Genomic DNA, 16,378 nt, shown 5'->3' on the forward strand with positions numbered 1-16,378 from the left:
TGTAAGATCTCTCAACAATTGAGTCGGAGGAAGCGAATGAAATATCTGGGTAAAACGGCCCCCTTCCTCGATGCGGATGGAGCGGTCATACCGGGCAGCATTGCCGAAATTAGCTATCTCTTGCTGGGCGGATTTGACCAGTGGGTGATGATTCGTGGCGAAAGTCTCGCTAATCCGCTGCTGATTTTGCTTCACGGCGGCCCTGGCTTTTCCGAAACGTCTTTCTTTCGCCGTTTCAATGCTCCTCTGGAGAAGGCATTTACCGTTGTCTATTGGGATCAGCGGGGTAGCGGCAGATCGTATAGCCAGAAGATTCCCAGAGATTCCATGACGGTAGAGCAACTGAGCACTGACCTAGATGAGTTGGTCGACGCCGTCTGCAAACGTGTCGGCCAATCAAAAGTTTTCATCTTTGGGCACTCCTGGGGGTCTGTACTCGGTGTACTCTATGCCGCCCGATTTCCCAATAAAGTTGCCGCCTACGTCGGTAGCGGACAGATTGGTGACTGGCCAGCCAGCGAAGTATCAACCTATCATTTTTCACTTGCCGAAGCGCAGCGTCTTAATGATCACAAGGCACTGAAGGCGCTGCGTGATATTGGCCCGCCGCCTCACACCGCCCAAGAGCTATGGACACAGCGCACCTGGCTCAACCGGCTAGAAGGAGAGTCCACCGTCAAAGCGCTATGGCATCTTGGCCAAATCTTTTTTAGGGTTCCAGAGACAACCATCTTCGAAATACTCAATGTGATGACTGCCTTTCAGTTCTCCCTCGATGCTATGTGGGCTGAAGTATCGACGATCAATCTAATAGAAGCTGTCCCCGCGTTACAAATGCCTGTGTTCTTTTTTCTGGGACGGCGCGATCGCTTTGTTTTTCCAGAAATCAGCACGACTTACTTCAATGCCTTAAGCGCACCCTCGAAGAAAATTATCTGGTTCGAGAACTCTGGACACCAGCCGTTCGCCGATGAGCCCGGCAAGTTCAATACATTGATGGTAGAAAAAGTGCGGGTAATCGCAGCCGCTACCAATAGAGCATAACCAGCTAGCTTGCTATGCTGCATTCATTCCAGACAGAATCTCAAGATTCGTCCTCATCGTAGATATCATCATCCACGTACCTCAGGCAGTCACTGCGCCTTGGACGTTGTTAGACCCAGCGGCTCGCAGGATAATTAAACGAGTGCCACCAGCGGCGATCGCGCTTAAGGTCTCTTCGTTTAGCTGATCGTGAATGAAGACGCACGCCACCGGAAAGCCAGCCGCTAGCGCCGCCGTCTCTGGTGTTAGCCGAGCCTCAAAAAAAGTGAGCGCATGGTCACCTTCCAAATTTGCGCCTGCTAAAAACTGGCGGTCGTAGGGCTTGGTGCTAAACACAGCGACTTTCATAGATACGAAGTAGTCCTTGCTAGATTTTTTGTGATCATAATGGCTAGTGCGATCGCTGATGCTTCGGTATCTAATTTTGTCAATGGCGTATGTCAATGACGTCGTAGTACTTCTGTTTAGAGAAATACCAGAATCCTCTCAAGCTACCTGCTTCACTTTCTCGATCAACCCTTCAGCCATCGCAACGGCATTAACAATTAGCAGATGCTCCTGCTGCCCCTGTCCTGATTCTTCATTAGGCATGGTGTATATGTGAGGATTAGCCAACATCCCCGCTAGTAGCTGACCGGCAAGGGTCATAATTTCTTTTTCTCGAATGGTCATAGATTTTACCTTCCTAGTTCGAATCGCATCGCCGACTATGCTGTCTGAAGAACATGAGGAAATTGTGAGAGTTCTTAGCTGCGTTGAGCTTTACTAGAGCAGCAGCCCGCCTGATTTCAAATCAGCATGGCAATTTTATTTGCTCACAGCTTTCTCATATTCATTTTTTAATCTAAAACTATGCAGCAGGCACAGTCATTATCTTTCTAGCCGCCTTTTGCAAAGGAGTGGTTATGTGGACTACTTTTACGATTACGCTAATTCTCTCGGTCACAATGGGCTATCTCTTCTTTGTTACCAGCAACAAACATGCCCGATTCCTAGAAGGGCTCATCGCGGTCGGTAGCATGCTGGCCTGTCTGGGCATCTCCCCTGTGCCGATTAAGATATTGTTGATCTTCGGCATTTTGGCAATGGAACAGTGGCGAGTCCGCTGGGAAACTACCCATCAGAGCTAGCAGATAGCTATCTTTTGCCATAGCTATCTTTTACCATAGCTATCTCCTACCTTGTAGCCATCAATATCACCGTCGAGCGATCACCCACCTCAAAGGTAGATCGGTTCACGTTCGGCGGGTCTCTACCGCACAAAATCTGCGGGCGCAGTCAACTTCGTATCGATAATTCGAGAGGCGGAAGAATCAAAAAGCAACAGATTAAATGTGATCGCCTCAGGTGCATACAGACAGAAGTTGATGCCGCCTACTCGTACCGCTGCCCCTAGCGGAAAGCTGTCGCCTGGTGTGGTAGTAAGGAGGCGATCACGCCTACCATCAAGGGCAACGAGCTCTAAATCCTGACCCAAATCCTGATTTTGGAGAGACATCATTTTTCTTTAGCAAGCGCTACCTCAGCTCAATATTGTTTTGTTGGTAATCTCTCCGGCAGGGCTGACATCATAGATAATAGGAATGCCCGTCGCTAGCTCCAAGTCACACACTGCTTGCTGGCTCAACCCGTCAAGCACCATAACGATAGAGCGCAGAGAATTCCCGTGCGCTGAAACCAAGACATTATCGCCGTTTTGTAGATGGGTGAGAATTCGATCTTTGAAATAGGGGATTGTTCTGGCCGCCGTATCTGCAAGACTTTCGCCGCCGGGCGGACGAACCGAAAACGACCGTCGCCAGCGATGAACTTGATCGATGCCGAAGGTCTCTGTTGAGAGGGTCTTATTTAATCCTTGCAAGTCTCCGTAGTAGCGTTCGTCCAACGCCGCCGATAGAAAAACCGGAATCTCTTCTGTGCGATCGCCCTCATAACAATCCCACCCGTGCCACTGCGGGTCGTCAGCATTGTGCTTTAGCACTGGGCTTTTATCTTTAAAGACGCCATCTCGTTCAGTCAAGCAAATGACAGCCGTTTCGATCGCCCGGATCAACAGGCTGGTGAAGCAAGAATCGATGCGGTAGGCACTGAGTTTATGCGCGGCGAGCATTGCCTGCTCGCGCCCCAAAGAGCTGAGCGGCACGTCTACCCAACCCGTAAACTTGTTGGCGGCATTCCAGGTACTTTGTCCGTGACGAATCAAAATAAGCTTAGCCATGACAACACTCTTCTTTTGCAGCGTTATTTTTTGCAGGATTATCGGCGAGACTCGAACAATTGCTTTATGTACTTTATTTGATCAGATTAATCAGAGGCGTTTAGATACAGCTAAATCGTTAAGAGCCTAGTGCAGTACAAGCATTGCAGCTATTGAACCGACAAAACCTGAGGTTTTTGTGAGGTGCGATCGTTAGGGGTGTCTGCAAAGTGATCAAAGCTATAGTTCGGTAAATGCACTTTATTTTGAGCGGTCTTGGCAGTGGTACTCATCATAACTTCCTCAGATTCGTAGCATAGAAAGTAAGAACAGACTTAAAGGAGAATCATGACTATGCTGAAAAAAATTATGGTAGCGATCGATGAATCAGCAGCGAGCGAATGGGCATTTGACCTGGCGCTAGAAATGGCGAAAGCGCTGAATGCGGAGCTAACGCTGATTCATGTTTTAGACGTTTACTCGCCTACCGCGCCGCAGCAGCCCCATACTTGGGCGGATACCTCAATGGAGATTAATGAAGCTGCCCATAGAGAGTATAGAAATAAGTGGAATCAGTTTGTAAATCGATATGAGGCGCTACTCAAAAAGTACCAAGGCAAGGCAAAATCGGCAGGGGTTAGCGCCCAATACAAGCAGCCATACGGACATCCAGGCCCTACGCTGGTTAAGACGGTGAAGGAAGACGGTATTGACTTGATGGTGGTGGGTAATCATGATCCTTCTACAACAGAAAGTTCAGTGCTTGGCAGCGTCAGCAACTATCTGGTTCACCATTCGCCTTGCTCAGTGACCGTTGTTCATCCAAACAATAAGCAAGGTTCAGAGTCTCGCTTAGACCGCTCAGAGTTTGCTCCACTTGGTGTTGTTTAGATGGCTCTATCTTCATAAGATACTCACACTATTCGCTTACTCTAAAAGTATCAGAAGGGCCTAAGCACTTTTCTTTAAACCTGCTCTAGCCTTTCTACGGAACGCTTGTCGCGTTCAGCCTTGAGTTTGTTTTCAGCTTTGTGCCCATACAAGCAAATAGGCGATCAATCGTTGAGAGGTAAGCATGATGAAACTTAGATATCGCGGTGTTAGCTACGAGTTCAACCCACCTAAGGTACCTGTTTCTGATAGCAAAGAAGTGGGTAAGTACCGGGGTGCAGAGCTTCATTTCCATCAGCTACGCAAGTCTATTCCTCAGCCACGCGCTGATCTCAAGTATCGTGGCGTTCCTTACCATAGAGGTCAAGCTGCCTGAGCAGACTAACGCAGCCCAGTTGAATTTCCCAGTTGGTGCGATCGCCTCAAGCGAAATCTTGCAACTGGGGTAATCTTTCCGAGACTAAAGCCGCTTTACAACCTGAGAAACAGCCATGGAAAAGTTTAACTATATCGTACTAGGCGCCGGGCTAGGTGGACTCTCAGCAGCGGCTTGTCTAGCTCAGCAGGGAAAGCGAGTGGCCGTTTTAGAACAGCATTATCTGCCGGGCGGATGCTGCCATACTTTTGAACGCGGCGACTATCACTTCTGCGCGGACGTTCACTACATCTATCAGTGTGGCCCAGGGGAAACGGTCGATCGCTTTTTGAACTATATCGGGCGCGAGGTGCCTTTCAGTTCGCTCGACCCAGACTGTATCGATCGGGTGATTACGCCGGAAGTAGACTTTCGCATTCCGCTAGGTTGGGAGAAGTTTCGCCGCCGCCTGCTCACCACATTCCCGGAAGAGGCCACTGCAATCAATCGCTATTGTGACGAGGTTAAGCGGCTGCACCAGGAAATGGCAGACATCAATCGAGAGATGCGCTGGTACGATTTTAAGACTGCTGACTGGCTGAAGCTGCCCAAATACCTCAACCTGTTTTCAAAGCGGCTGTGGACACTGCAAGATCTCTACGACCATGTGGGTCTTTCTCCTAAGCTGCAAGACTTGCTCGCGGGGCAAAGCGGCGACTACGCCCTACCCCCCGAAGAGATTGCGCTGATAACGCATGTCAATCTAGTCTCTGACTATGCCAAGGGCGCTTATTACCCTCAGTACCATTTCAAGCATTTGGTCGACACGGTGGTCGATAAGATTACAGCAAGTGGCGGCGTTGTTCGTCTTTCTACGCCAGTCGAGCATATCGAAGTGAAAGCAGGCCAGATACAATTTATCGTTGCTGGCGGCATGTTTTATTGTGCTGAGACCTATATCAGCGATCTAGACCCCAAGCTGACTGTCGAGCTAATGCATAGCAATCAGGCCCTAAGTCCGTCCGAGCGGCATCGCCTGACCGACTACGAGTATTCCACCAGCGCCTTCAATATTTACTTGGGACTAGATGGTGGGTTCAATCCGGCTGACTACGGTATTGGCAACTGGAACATTTGGTATTATCCCCACGGTAATCTCAACCGATCGTATGAGCAGCAGCTGGCTGGACAGCTCAACCACCCCTGGATATTCTTGTCTTGCCCGACAATGAAGTCTTCCGAACCAGGCATGGCCCCCGAAGGACATCACATTCTCGAAATCTCAACCGTTTGCCCTTATGAAATGTTCAAAGTGCTGCGCGATCGCAACCGCAAAAGCTACAAAGAGACCAAAGAAGAAATCTATCAGCTAGTCATGCATAGCGTTCGAGACCTGATTCCAGATATCGACGACTACATCCGCGTGAGACTATACGGCACGCCGACGACCAGCGAACACTTCCTAGGACAGCCAGAGGGAAATATCTACGGTGCGAAACTGACGCCAAGCCAGGTAGGACTGCGGCGAATTGGCTATCGCACTGAGCTACCGAATCTGTATTTAGTCGGTGCGAGTGCAGGGTATCCCAGCGTGCCTGGTGTGATTGGCAATGGGATGAATGTGGTAGAGCTGATAACCGGAAAATCCACAGCGCGGCTAGCCGCGCTGCGGCCGCAGCTAGTAGAACAATCTGCTTGACTTCGATACCTAACAGCCAAAGCTCATTCCCTACAGCTTCTACAGTTTTAATACTGATAGCAGTCCGCACTTAGCTTGAGCCATCGGGCTTTCTTGCTCGTGCCCTGGAATCTCTTCTACCCGTGCGACTCTAGTCCCGATGGCGGTGACACTGGTGACATTGCTAATAATAGTAATGTCACCAGTTTTAAGCGCTTGGGTCAGGAGTTGTTTCATTCTCATCTCAATTCTTTATGCTTGAGCGCTTCACTGTAGGTTGGGCATCTAGTTGAGAATCTTGTGATGGGGCTGATGATGATCTAGCCAACGGTGTTGTTGCTCGCTTAATTCTTATGCAAACCCCTGAACACGCCTCAGGCTAGCTTAGCTTTTACGGTCAGAACCGAGCAGGGTGAATGATGTAAGACATAGTTGCTGACGCTACCCAGGAGTAGCTCACTGAGCCCGGAATGTCCCCGATTACCAATGACGATGAGATCCGCGCCCCATGTTTTAGCCAGTTGAGAGATCGTTCGACCAGGCCCACCTGTGATTTGTCGGAATTCGACGTTCACCTCGGCACTACGGGCTTCAGCAGCCAATGCCTGTAATTTTCCTAGACACTCGCTTTCATACTTTTGCCATTGCTCGCGCCATTTTTTCAGGCCGATGTCAGATCCGATTATCCAATCCAGCTCATCGTCATCGGTTGGCAACATCAGGGGACTAGACTGTTCATCACTCGATAGCACATGCAGTAATAGAAGGGTTGCCGAGTTCTCCTTTGCCAAGGAGAGGGCGCGCTCAAAAACAGGCTGAGCCATGGGAGAGTTATCGATAGCGACTAAAATTTTATGATACATAATGTCCTCTTAGAATTCTGGTAAAGACACGGTTCTCTCTTGATTACAGAAGTCGAGACCGCGTACTCAAACCCTGAGATTGTTTTATTTAACGGCCACACCCGCAATATGAGGGCTGACAACTGGAATCGAGATCTGGAATTGTTGATAGCTCACCTACGTAAAGTCAGCATTTTCTAATGCCAGACCCGTTTCACGGTCGGGGTGACACCCATCAAAGACAGCTTTCCAAAGGGGGCGAACGCCACTTTGAAGATGTTGTGTCCAACAGCTTGCGAATCAGTCCGATCGTCACCGCAGGTTACTCTAGCTGAGGTGTAAATTCAACGTCGCCTGACTTTGACTGAAATCTTTCTCTTCGAGATACCAGCTGGGGCCTAAACGCACCTCTAGGAAGTCTCCATTCGTTTTCAGCAATAGATGTGTACCTGACCGATTGCCTGGTTGGGCAGTCACTTCATAGACATCAATGACTTCACCCTTTACGGTGATGACGTTTTTCGAAGCGCGACCAAAGGGAGTGGTCACTAACTCATGCGGGTTCAAACACATCGATCAGGTTCGATAGACGCGCTGTCAACTTCTCAATTTCATCAGGAGACTTGTGCTCCATCCCCATGGCGACCAGCAGCAGCCCCAGCTCTACGGCATCCTCTAGTTGGAGGATCAGGCCCAAGGATTCGGTGTCTTCAAGCACCGCTGGGAGATGGCTTGGCTGTTTCACCTTAAAGTCTACATGCACCGCCGATGGGCTTTCTTGCTCGTGCCCTGCAATCTCTTCTACTCGTGCCACTTTAGTCCCAACGGCGGTGACACTGGTGACATTGCTAATCACGGTAATATCGCCAGTTTTCAGCGCTTGAGTCAGGAGTTGTTTCATTTTCATCTCGATCTTTTGCTCCTGGCCTTTGCTCCTAATTATTCCTTTGTAGCTTAGGCCGTCTTTTTGAGGATCTTGTGAGGGCGCTAACTATCACCCGTTTTCGGACACTGGATTTTTCAGACACCGGATATTCTATCTGGTCTGATCGACGAGCTTTCGGTACAACTTTCTCATCACAAGTTCCTCATACTATCTCTCTAGAGTTGAGCATCAGCAAATCAACGTTCGCCACGCTTTAAAATCCTGAACTTATTTGCAGCAATTCCTTAGGAGATTAAAACCATGACTCAGAAAACGCTGACTGCCTTTTGGCTATCGCTGCTGGGTGGCCTCTGGATGCTTCTGTCTGGCCGCTTTATGTACGGCAGCTTTACTCGAATGCCGGGTCGCTCGCCCGGTGGCTGGGGCCATCACCACATGCTGTGGGGTCGTGGCATACTGGGCCACTTTGGACTGGGCTGGCCGTGGCTGGGGCTGATCGCCGGGGCGATTGTGATTGTGAGTGCCGCCATCCTCTATGCCTATCCTCGTCATCGCCAGTCGATGGGAATTACCATTCTGCTGGTTTCGCTGCTCAATCTCGTTTTTGGGATGGGCGGCATGATGGCGAGCGCCTTAGGCATTGTGGGCGGCGTAGTGGCCCTGTTGCCCAAAGAAGTTTCACGAGAGGAAGAGAGTTCGCGAGAGTAAGCGGGTTCACGAGAGTAGAATTTCTCGCACTTTATATTTCTATTCCGCACTGAATCAGGTTGTGATGATCGGGTTGCAAGTATTTAGATGATAAAACTGGCTATTTTAAATCAGTATTCTCGTCGCTTGGTGATTAGAGGCCGAGTGCAGGGAGTGGGATTTCGCCCCTTTGTATACCGACTTGCAACAGAGCTGGCCCTTTGCGGGGGGGTGAAAAATACGTCTCAAGGCGTTGTGATTGATCTAGAAGGAGATCCAGAAGTGATCGCACAGTTTCTCTATAGACTTCGTCAATCACTGCCTGCTCATGCCGACATTCAATCGATTGAACAAAAAGAGATTCCAGCGGCAGGGTCAACAACATTTGAAATCTGGCCTTCAACGACTGATGCAACAGCGGCAGGCGGCCAGATTCTGCCAGATTTGGCCATCTGCCCTGAGTGTTTGCAAGACATTTTCAATCCCGGCAATCGGCGCTATGGCTATGCGTTTACGAGCTGCACCCACTGTGGGCCCCGCTATAGCATTATCGAGGCGCTACCCTATGACCGCGCCCAGACCACGATGCGCGCCTTTGAGATGTGCCCTGAGTGCTTGGCAGAGTACGCTACGCCCACCCAGCGGCGCTTTCACGCTCAGCCCAATGCCTGTGATCGCTGTGGCCCTTCTCTCTCTTTTTGGGCAGACGGCATAGAACACAAGCAAGCGCCTTTACAAAAGGCGATCGCCTCTCTAAAGCAGGGAAAAATTGTCGCGATCAAAGGGCTGGGTGGTTTTCAGCTGCTGGTAGATGCCCGAAACAACGAAGCGATCACCCGACTGCGACAGCTCAAGCAGCGCCCTCACAAGCCTTTGGCGCTGATATGTGCCACCTTTGCCGCCGCGCGTCGTCACGCCCAAATCTCTGAGGTTGCAGCCGCACTGCTGACCGCTGCGCCGGGGCCGATTGTGCTACTGCCGCGTCGCCAGGACGTATCCGAGCTATCACGCTTGATTGCGCCACAGTCTCCTTTCTTGGGGATAATGCTGCCGACCACGCCGCTGCATTATTTGTTGTTGGGTGCCTATGGCCACCCGGTGGTGGCGACTAGCGGCAATGTATCTGGCGAGCCGATCTGCACTGACAATCGGGCCGCGCTGGAAAAGCTGAGCGTGATCGCCGATGCCTTTCTAGTTCACAACCGTCCCATCCAGCGCCCCGTCGATGACTCTGTTGTCCAAATCGTGCAGGATCGGCCGCAGATTCTACGCCACGCGCGCGGCTACGCACCCCAGACGATTCACGTTGCTAATCAACTACCCGCTAGCACCTGCGTTTTGGCAGTCGGCGCCCATCTCAAGAGTGCGATCGCCCTATCTATTGGAGAAGAGATTATGCTAAGCCAACATATTGGTGATTTGAACAATGCTGAAGCGAGAAACCAGCTGAAGCAGACAGCGGATGATTTTTTGAGCCTGCATCAGGCGCGGCCCGATGCGATCGCCTGCGACCAGCATCCCGACTATGGCTCTACTCAGCTCGCCCAAGCCCTGGCGAAAAAGTGGAAAGTCCCGCTGATTCCGGTGCAGCATCACTACGCCCATATTCTTGCTTGCATGGCCGAACACCAGCTGCAAGCGCCTGTGCTAGGAGTGGCCTGGGATGGCACTGGCTACGGGACAGACGGTACCATCTGGGGCGGTGAATTTCTGCAGGTGACTGATCACGGTTTTGAGCGGATGGCTCACTGTTTGCCCTACGACTTGCCAGGGGCAGAACAGTGTAGCCTAGAGCCTCGCCGCTCGGCGCTGGGCTTACTCTATGCCTGCTACGGCGCCGCCGCGTTTGAGATGACCGACCTAGCTCCGATGCAGTCTTTTACCCGACCGCAGCTGGTTATCCTTAGAAAGATGCTGACTCAAAAAGTCAATACGCCAGCGACTTCGAGTATCGGGCGGATGTTTGACGGGGTGGCCTCACTGTTGAATCTGCATCACTACATTAGCTTTGAGGGCCAGGCCGCCAGAACCGTGGAGTTTGCGGCATCGCAGTCTTCTGTCAGGGGCGTTTATCCGTTTGTTCTATACGATACTCAGCCTGTGCTGATCGACTGGCGACCCATGCTCAAAGCTATGGTAAGAGACATTCAAGACGCGGTAATGACGCCAGTCATAGCCGCCAAGTTCCACAACACGCTGACGAAAATGATCGTAGATGTTTCTCGGCAGATGGGCATCCAACAAGTGGTTTTAGCAGGGGGCTGCTTTCAAAACAAAGTGCTAATTGAGCGCACCATTCGCCAGCTTAGCAGCGCTGGATTTACGCCCTACTGGTCTCAAAAAGTCCCAACGAATGACGGCGGTCTAGCCGTTGGACAGGTAAAGGCGGCATGGCGGCAGTTGCCTCATGCTAGGCGCTGATAAATTGGCGCTATCCCTTCGCTATGATGTCGATAACTATTCGCGCTCGATAATCTCATGGACGGTCTGTAGCAGTACTGCCGCCGAATAGGGCTTGGGTAAAAAGGCTTTGATACTGTCGCCTAGGGCGGCCGCGACTCGTTCGTTGCCGGGTAGCCCGCTGACGGCAATGATCTTGAGGTTAGGATTTATTTGACGCAGGATGCGAATGGCCGTAGAACCGTCCAAGTCAGGCATCGTCATGTCTAAAAGAACCATTTCAATGTCGGCTTTGTGTTCTGTATACTTCGCGATCGCCTCGATTCCACCCTCGGCGACGAGCACCTGATAGTTGTGCTTTTCTAAGGCAATCTTGGCCACGTCACAGATCGGCTTGTCATCGTCTACAACCAGCAACAGTTCGCCGTTACCGGAGGGAAACGAGACTGTGTCTTCATTCGTATCTGTTGATTCTATCGCGGGTAGATAAATCTTGAACTGAGTCCCTTTACCCACCTCACTATAAACTGTGACAAAACCATCGTGATTCTTGACAATACCGTGAACGGTCGAGAGTCCTAGCCCGGTGCCGCCGATAGACTGCTTGGTGCTAAAAAATGGCTCGAAGATACGATCGAGCTGGTCGGCTGGAATGCCAACACCATTATCGCTGACCGTAATTAGCAAGTAGGGGCCTACGCTGGCATCTATGTGACTAGAGGCAAATGCCTCATCCAGATCGAGGTTCACCGCAGATAGCGTCAGCTGACCGCCGTTTGGCATAGCGTCCCGAGCATTCACCAACAGATTCATCAGCGCTTGATAGAGATGGGTGGCATCTGCGTTGACCATCCGTAGATCATTGGGAATATTCGCCGTGATTGTCAGCGACTTGGGAAAGGTCTGGGTGGCAAAGTTCCTCAGTTCTACAATTAAATGCTTGATGGCCAGCGGGGCGCGATCGCCCTCTTTCCCCCTCGCGAAAGACAGCACCTGATTCACCATTCTAGAGCCTTGTTTGGCACTAGTTTTCAAGAGCTGAAGCTGTTGTCGGATTGGGTCATCGGCGTCAGGAAGCTGCATAGACAACAGCTGAGCAACCCCATAGATCGGAGTCAAAATGTTGTTTAAATCATGGGCAATGCCGCTAGCTAAGGTACCAACACTTTCTAGCCGCTGCGCTCTAAGGAACTGCGCTTCGAGCTGTTTAGCCTCTGTGATATCGGTATCCACACTTAAAATAGACTTGGGATTTCCCTGCTGATCTTTCATCAATGTCCAGCGACTCATCACGGTGATAATTTGTTTTTGCTGGGTGATCTGTTGGAGTTCTCCCTGCCAGCTTCCGGTTGGCGCTAGCCTTTCTAAGCTGACCTCATTCTCTTGGCTGTCTTCAGGGTACAAAAGCTGATATACGTTTTGTGACAGCGCTTCTTCAGCGCTCCAGCCGTAGATCGCTTCTGCCCCCTTGTTCCAAAACAAGATTTCGCCGCTCAGGCTATAGACAAAGATGGCATCAGTCGCCACGTCCAACAGGGCGGCTTGTTCTTCTATTCTTTGCTGGGCTAGCTTGCGATTGGTGATGTCAAAAATAACGCCGTCGATATGGGCAGGCTGTCCGTTGTTGGCGGCAATGGGCTGTCCCTTTTCCCAAAAGTAGCGAATATCTCTCGCTTTATCTCGAATGCGATACTCAACCTGAAAGGGAGTCTGCTGGGCCACGCCCGCCCGCACAACCTCAATCACCTGGGGCCGATCTTCGGGCACAATTAGAGAATCAATCGAACAGACTTCCCCGCCTTGAAGTTCTGCTTGGGTAAAGCCCGTGAGAGTCTGGCACTGATTGTTTAAGAACATCATCCGCCACTGCTGATCAGGGAAAACTCGATAGACCATTCCCGGTAAGTTTTCGGCTAGCGTTCGATAGTCTTGTTCACTTTGAACAACAATGGCTTGAGCATGCTTTTGCTCGATAGCCTGTGCCAGTAGGTTAGCCACCGACTGCAAAAAAGCCGTATCTTCGTCGCTAAAAGATCTGAGCTGAGTCGTATGAGCACTCAAAATGCCGTAGGGCTGCTGCTGCCCGAAGATAATCACGCTCATGCCGCTCACAACATTGTGGTTGCTCAGTAGCTCAGGCCCACTAAACCGCGTTTCTGTGCGTAAGTCGGCGACAACAACTGGGCGATCAGATCTGAGAGTATAGCCCGCCTGAGAGCTGCACTCTGTCCCAATAACTAGGTTGCCAACCAGCCCAGGCTGCCAGCCTACGCCTGCTTTTAGCAGTAAAGACTCACCGTCTGGCAGCAGCTCTAACACTTTGCAATAGTCAACATCTAGCGTTTGGGCCACTGCGATCGCCGCCGCATTCATCAACTCGTCTAAGTCAGCTAAGTCATCTAAAGACAAAGCTATCTGTCCTAGCTCCGCCACAGTCATCTGCTGCTTGATTCTGTCTTGCAGCGTGCGTTCCATCTCTTTTCGCTCGGTAATATCTCGCGCCGTCGCGTAGATCGACCGCTGTTCAGGCACGGCTGTTGCCGCCCACAGCAGCCATCGATAGGAACCATCCTTGCAGCGATACCGATTCTCGAAAGCGGTAATCAAAGTGCCCGTCAATAGCTGCGCTGCGACCTCTTTTGTCGCGGCCTTATCTTCTGGATGGACGAACTCTAGAAAGGGCTTAGACAATAGCTCGTTTGTAGAGTAGCCCAGCGTTTCCTCAAAAGCGGGATTGAGCCTTTTGAAGTGGCCGTCATCCAGGCTGGCAATACAGGTTAAGTCTAGCGGAAGCGAAAAGAAGCTCTGCTGTTCGGCAGCCATTTTTTGACGCTCTATCTCAGTGCTAGCCCGCACCGCAAAAATGCTCAAAACCTCTTCTAAAAAGCCTGTTTCTGTTCTAGGTTCATGGCTCATGACCACGAGTAGTCCTTCCACTTGGCCTTTGGTGTTTCGTAGCGGCGTGCCCAGATAGCTTTCTACCTGTAGCTCTTTTAGCATCTGATCTTGCGGATACTGTTGCTGCACCGCCTGATGAGAGACACACACCTGTCGAGTAACCACGTCTTCGCAGGGCGTTCCCTCAAGGCTGTAGCTAAAATTGGGTAGGACTTGCCCATCACCATACGCAGCCAGTGTCTGCACGCGGCTGTCCCCCTCAAGCTTGCCGACTACGGCATAATCCATTTGTAGAGCTTCAGTGAGGTAGGTGACCAGCGATCGCCAAAAGTCTTCTCCCGTTTCCGTCCCAACGCCTAAAGCCAGATTACGCAGCGTCTCCTCGCGGCGCTGCAGCCTAGAAACCTTCTGGGCAACTAGGCTCTTTAGCTCCTGATTACGCCGCTGCAGCAGCTCTGCGTTTTGCTGCTCAAGCTGACCTACTTGATCTTGCAGTAGCTCTAGCACCTGATACAGCTCAGTAGGATTTACTGGCAGCAAGGAACTCTGAGTGATAATGCCAGCTAGTCGCCCTTGCGTATCGGCTACCACCAACCGCCTCACCTTATGGGCTCTCATAATTTTGTCTACTTCCCATAGGGAGTCTTGCGGACTCGCTAAGAAAAGCGGCGCACTCATCAGGTCCTGTACCTGAGTTTCCTTTAAATCCAACCCTAAACGCTGAACCCGAACAACGTCTCGTTCAGTGACAATGCCGATGGGGACTAGCGCATTCGCCTGCCTTCTATTTACCTGCTCTGTAGTTGCTGGCTCTGTAGTAACCTGTCCCTCAGCTTGCTCCTTAGGTGCATCCACAATCACCACGCAGCTCACCTGGTGCGTCAGCATCTGATGCACTATCTGCATCATCGACGCGCTCGTCAGCGCATGGATTACCTCAGTTTTCATCACCTCCTGCACCAATCGAAACCGCATGAAATCGGCTGGCTTCATCAGGCTACGCAACCGCTCAGGGGTGACCAACCCGATCACTTCGCCTTGGGCCTCCACCACGGGTAGATGGTGAATGTTGTGGCGATGCATCCTGCTCAGCGCCGAATAGATATCCAGATCTTCCTCCGCAGCCAACGTCCGTACTGGATGGGTCATTGCCTCTGCCGCAGTGCGGCCTGTGATAGTCGTATTGGTGGCGCTCAGCCTGACAATGTCTTTTTCTGTCAGAATGCCAACCAGCTGGTGATTGTCCATCACTAGTACGCAGTCGGTGTGCTGGGCCATCGCCGAAGGCTCTAAGCTGTTGCGATTTTGCAAAGGGATATGACAATGCGCGGAAGCCTGAGTCATTAAGTGAATAACTTCATTTAAGGGCGTTTGCGGATTGACCTTTAAGGGCTGAATATCTAGTGCCTGATACACAGAAGAAGTCGGCGCTTTGGTTTGCGGCATTATCTGCATGACAGTTAGGGCTTACGGCGTGGGGCTTACGGCGTTTGATGAAAGCACTTTGTCTAGTATCGATTGTTAAGTTGAGTATCAATTGTCACTCAACACTAAGAGACAGTAATGATCAGCGCAACTTTCATAAAACCTTTCATAAGGCGCGTGATGCACTAAGCATCCTGGCGCAATGCCTTGCTGGTGTTCTCTCGATGTAGCAGCTTTTCCACAAAGGATGCTGCAATACCTCTGCAATTTCACTAGGCAATTCATCTCTTCCTTTCAGCCGGATTTATACCGCGCTGAAAGGAATGATCTACGACCTCACCTATGCCTGCACGGCAACTGGCCAAAGCGCTCTTAGTGATTTAGGCAGCATACTTTTGATATCTTCAATCTCACCGGGCGAGATCTTTTTGGCGAGTAGCCTAAACACCGCCTTGACCGCATACTCACTATCAATATCGGGATAAATCTCTTCTAGCTGACCGTTCATATGGGCGAAAAAAGCCGCTTTGGTTCGCTCCTTATGAGGCGTCGCGGCTGGCTGCCAGTCTTCATAAAAGAACCCCACTAGCAGCACCGGCAGCTGAGCGGCCAGCTTGCTCGCCTGATTGACCGAAATGCGATCGCGTAGTCCATGCAGTGTTATCCGTAGCGCCTGAAACACTTTGTGCCGATCGTCCCAGCCCAGTTCTTCAGCTAGCTCATTGAGCCAAATATTAGTGACCTGTAGTGTTTTATCGAAAGTGACTAAACCTGTTGCAGACATCTCTATACCTATTTGCTGTGTATTTTCTACTGCTTAAAAAAGCGTTGTTTCTTAGCCTCTCTCTTAGCGTAGATAGAAAGACATGCTTCTGAGGTGAAACCGTTCTGTTGCTGGATCGCCCCTCTCAGGAATGGGATCAGGAATGAGGATTGTTTGATCGGTAGGTGAGGACATACTGTCATCCCTTTGCGCTAACTGCACTTCCACCCTACCTAGGACTTATGAGCAAGTCGTGAGGTTATGGAAATGAATCTTTGGAGATGCACTTGTGGAATGAACCTTTGGAGATGA

At 50.8% G+C, this 16,378-nt stretch carries 19 protein-coding genes; 8 read left to right on the forward strand and 11 right to left on the reverse strand.

The genetic code is table 11. The features are described from left to right. Positions 1–36 precede the first annotated feature (36 nt). Positions 37–1,044 carry an alpha/beta fold hydrolase gene (locus tag S7335_RS20280; protein ID WP_006457824.1) on the forward strand — a complete coding sequence of 336 codons (1,008 nt, stop codon included), beginning with the start codon at positions 37–39 and terminating at the stop codon, positions 1,042–1,044. Positions 1,045–1,125: 81 nt separating this feature from the next. On the opposite strand, the gene S7335_RS20285 is transcribed toward S7335_RS20280, so the two are convergent. Beyond that, positions 1,126–1,392 (reverse strand): hypothetical protein, encoded by a 267-nt coding sequence (locus S7335_RS20285; protein ID WP_006457825.1) that lies wholly within the window; start codon positions 1,390–1,392, stop codon positions 1,126–1,128. Between the two features lie 138 nt (positions 1,393–1,530). Then, positions 1,531–1,716 carry a hypothetical protein gene (locus S7335_RS20290; protein WP_006458228.1) on the reverse strand — a complete coding sequence of 62 codons (186 nt, stop codon included), beginning with the start codon at positions 1,714–1,716 and terminating at the stop codon, positions 1,531–1,533. Positions 1,717–1,949: 233 nt separating this feature from the next. Here S7335_RS20290 and S7335_RS20295 point away from each other — a divergent pair, with 233 nt between their 5' ends. Next, complete coding sequence (locus S7335_RS20295; RefSeq protein ID WP_006458007.1) at positions 1,950–2,174, forward strand: hypothetical protein; 225 nt, start codon at positions 1,950–1,952, stop codon at positions 2,172–2,174. Positions 2,175–2,296: 122 nt separating this feature from the next. On the opposite strand, the gene S7335_RS20300 is transcribed toward S7335_RS20295, so the two are convergent. The 3 genes from S7335_RS20300 to S7335_RS29255 form a co-directional block, all read right to left on the reverse strand. Beyond that, a complete protein-coding gene (locus S7335_RS20300; protein WP_157620595.1) occupies positions 2,297–2,545 on the reverse strand; it encodes a hypothetical protein in 249 nt (82 codons plus the stop codon). Positions 2,546–2,566: 21 nt separating this feature from the next. Then, complete coding sequence (locus S7335_RS20305) at positions 2,567–3,262, reverse strand: 2,3-bisphosphoglycerate-dependent phosphoglycerate mutase (RefSeq protein ID WP_006458267.1); 696 nt, start codon at positions 3,260–3,262, stop codon at positions 2,567–2,569. 149 nt (positions 3,263–3,411) lie between these two features. Continuing rightward, a complete protein-coding gene (locus S7335_RS29255; RefSeq protein ID WP_006457895.1) occupies positions 3,412–3,534 on the reverse strand; it encodes a hypothetical protein in 123 nt (40 codons plus the stop codon). 61 nt (positions 3,535–3,595) lie between these two features. On the opposite strand from S7335_RS29255, the gene S7335_RS20310 reads away from it, so the two are divergent. The 3 genes from S7335_RS20310 (at position 3,596) to S7335_RS20320 (ending at position 6,186) form a co-directional block, all read left to right on the forward strand. Next, entirely contained in the window at positions 3,596–4,132 is a 537-nt protein-coding gene (locus S7335_RS20310) for a universal stress protein (RefSeq protein WP_006458301.1), read from the forward strand. Between the two features lie 187 nt (positions 4,133–4,319). Next, the gene (locus tag S7335_RS20315; protein ID WP_038019302.1) at positions 4,320–4,508 is read left to right on the forward strand and encodes a DUF4278 domain-containing protein; all 189 of its coding nucleotides are present in this window, start codon (positions 4,320–4,322) and stop codon (positions 4,506–4,508) included. Between the two features lie 115 nt (positions 4,509–4,623). Further along, positions 4,624–6,186: an NAD(P)/FAD-dependent oxidoreductase gene (locus S7335_RS20320; RefSeq protein WP_006458253.1), complete on the forward strand. Its 1,563-nt coding sequence runs from the start codon at positions 4,624–4,626 to the stop codon at positions 6,184–6,186. Positions 6,187–6,225: 39 nt separating this feature from the next. Here the strand turns inward: S7335_RS20320 and S7335_RS20325 are convergent, their stop codons facing one another. Further along, positions 6,226–6,402, reverse strand: a complete 177-nt coding sequence (locus tag S7335_RS20325) for a hypothetical protein (RefSeq protein WP_198011472.1) — start codon at positions 6,400–6,402, stop codon at positions 6,226–6,228. 137 nt (positions 6,403–6,539) lie between these two features. Further along, the gene (locus tag S7335_RS20330) at positions 6,540–7,028 is read right to left on the reverse strand and encodes a universal stress protein (protein ID WP_006458211.1); all 489 of its coding nucleotides are present in this window, start codon (positions 7,026–7,028) and stop codon (positions 6,540–6,542) included. Between the two features lie 179 nt (positions 7,029–7,207). Here S7335_RS20330 and S7335_RS29260 point away from each other — a divergent pair, with 179 nt between their 5' ends. Then, a complete protein-coding gene (locus S7335_RS29260; protein ID WP_255346486.1) occupies positions 7,208–7,342 on the forward strand; it encodes a hypothetical protein in 135 nt (44 codons plus the stop codon). On the opposite strand, the gene S7335_RS20335 is transcribed toward S7335_RS29260, so the two are convergent. Further along, positions 7,335–7,580: a hypothetical protein gene (locus S7335_RS20335; protein ID WP_050766026.1), complete on the reverse strand. Its 246-nt coding sequence runs from the start codon at positions 7,578–7,580 to the stop codon at positions 7,335–7,337. The two genes, S7335_RS29260 and S7335_RS20335, sit on opposite strands and share 8 nt — an antisense overlap. Beyond that, complete coding sequence (locus S7335_RS20340; RefSeq protein WP_227500080.1) at positions 7,561–7,908, reverse strand: hypothetical protein; 348 nt, start codon at positions 7,906–7,908, stop codon at positions 7,561–7,563. The genes S7335_RS20335 and S7335_RS20340 overlap by 20 nt, the downstream gene beginning before the upstream one ends. A 285-nt stretch (positions 7,909–8,193) precedes the next feature. Between S7335_RS20340 and S7335_RS20345 the strand changes: the two genes are divergently transcribed. Beyond that, positions 8,194–8,601, forward strand: coding sequence for a hypothetical protein (locus tag S7335_RS20345; RefSeq protein ID WP_006458177.1), 408 nt, complete (start codon positions 8,194–8,196; stop codon positions 8,599–8,601). Between the two features lie 87 nt (positions 8,602–8,688). Further along, a complete protein-coding gene (gene hypF / locus S7335_RS20350; protein ID WP_038019305.1) occupies positions 8,689–11,001 on the forward strand; it encodes a carbamoyltransferase HypF in 2,313 nt (770 codons plus the stop codon). A gap of 36 nt (positions 11,002–11,037) precedes the next feature. Here the strand turns inward: hypF and S7335_RS26280 are convergent, their stop codons facing one another. Next, complete coding sequence (locus tag S7335_RS26280) at positions 11,038–15,333, reverse strand: PAS domain S-box protein (protein WP_227500081.1); 4,296 nt, start codon at positions 15,331–15,333, stop codon at positions 11,038–11,040. 310 nt (positions 15,334–15,643) lie between these two features. Further along, positions 15,644–16,087 carry a DUF2267 domain-containing protein gene (locus S7335_RS20365; RefSeq protein WP_006457833.1) on the reverse strand — a complete coding sequence of 148 codons (444 nt, stop codon included), beginning with the start codon at positions 16,085–16,087 and terminating at the stop codon, positions 15,644–15,646. Positions 16,088–16,378: the final 291 nt, after the last annotated feature.

Source organism: Synechococcus sp. PCC 7335 (assembly GCF_000155595.1).
GTDB lineage: Bacteria > Cyanobacteriota > Cyanobacteriia > Phormidesmidales > Phormidesmidaceae > Phormidesmis.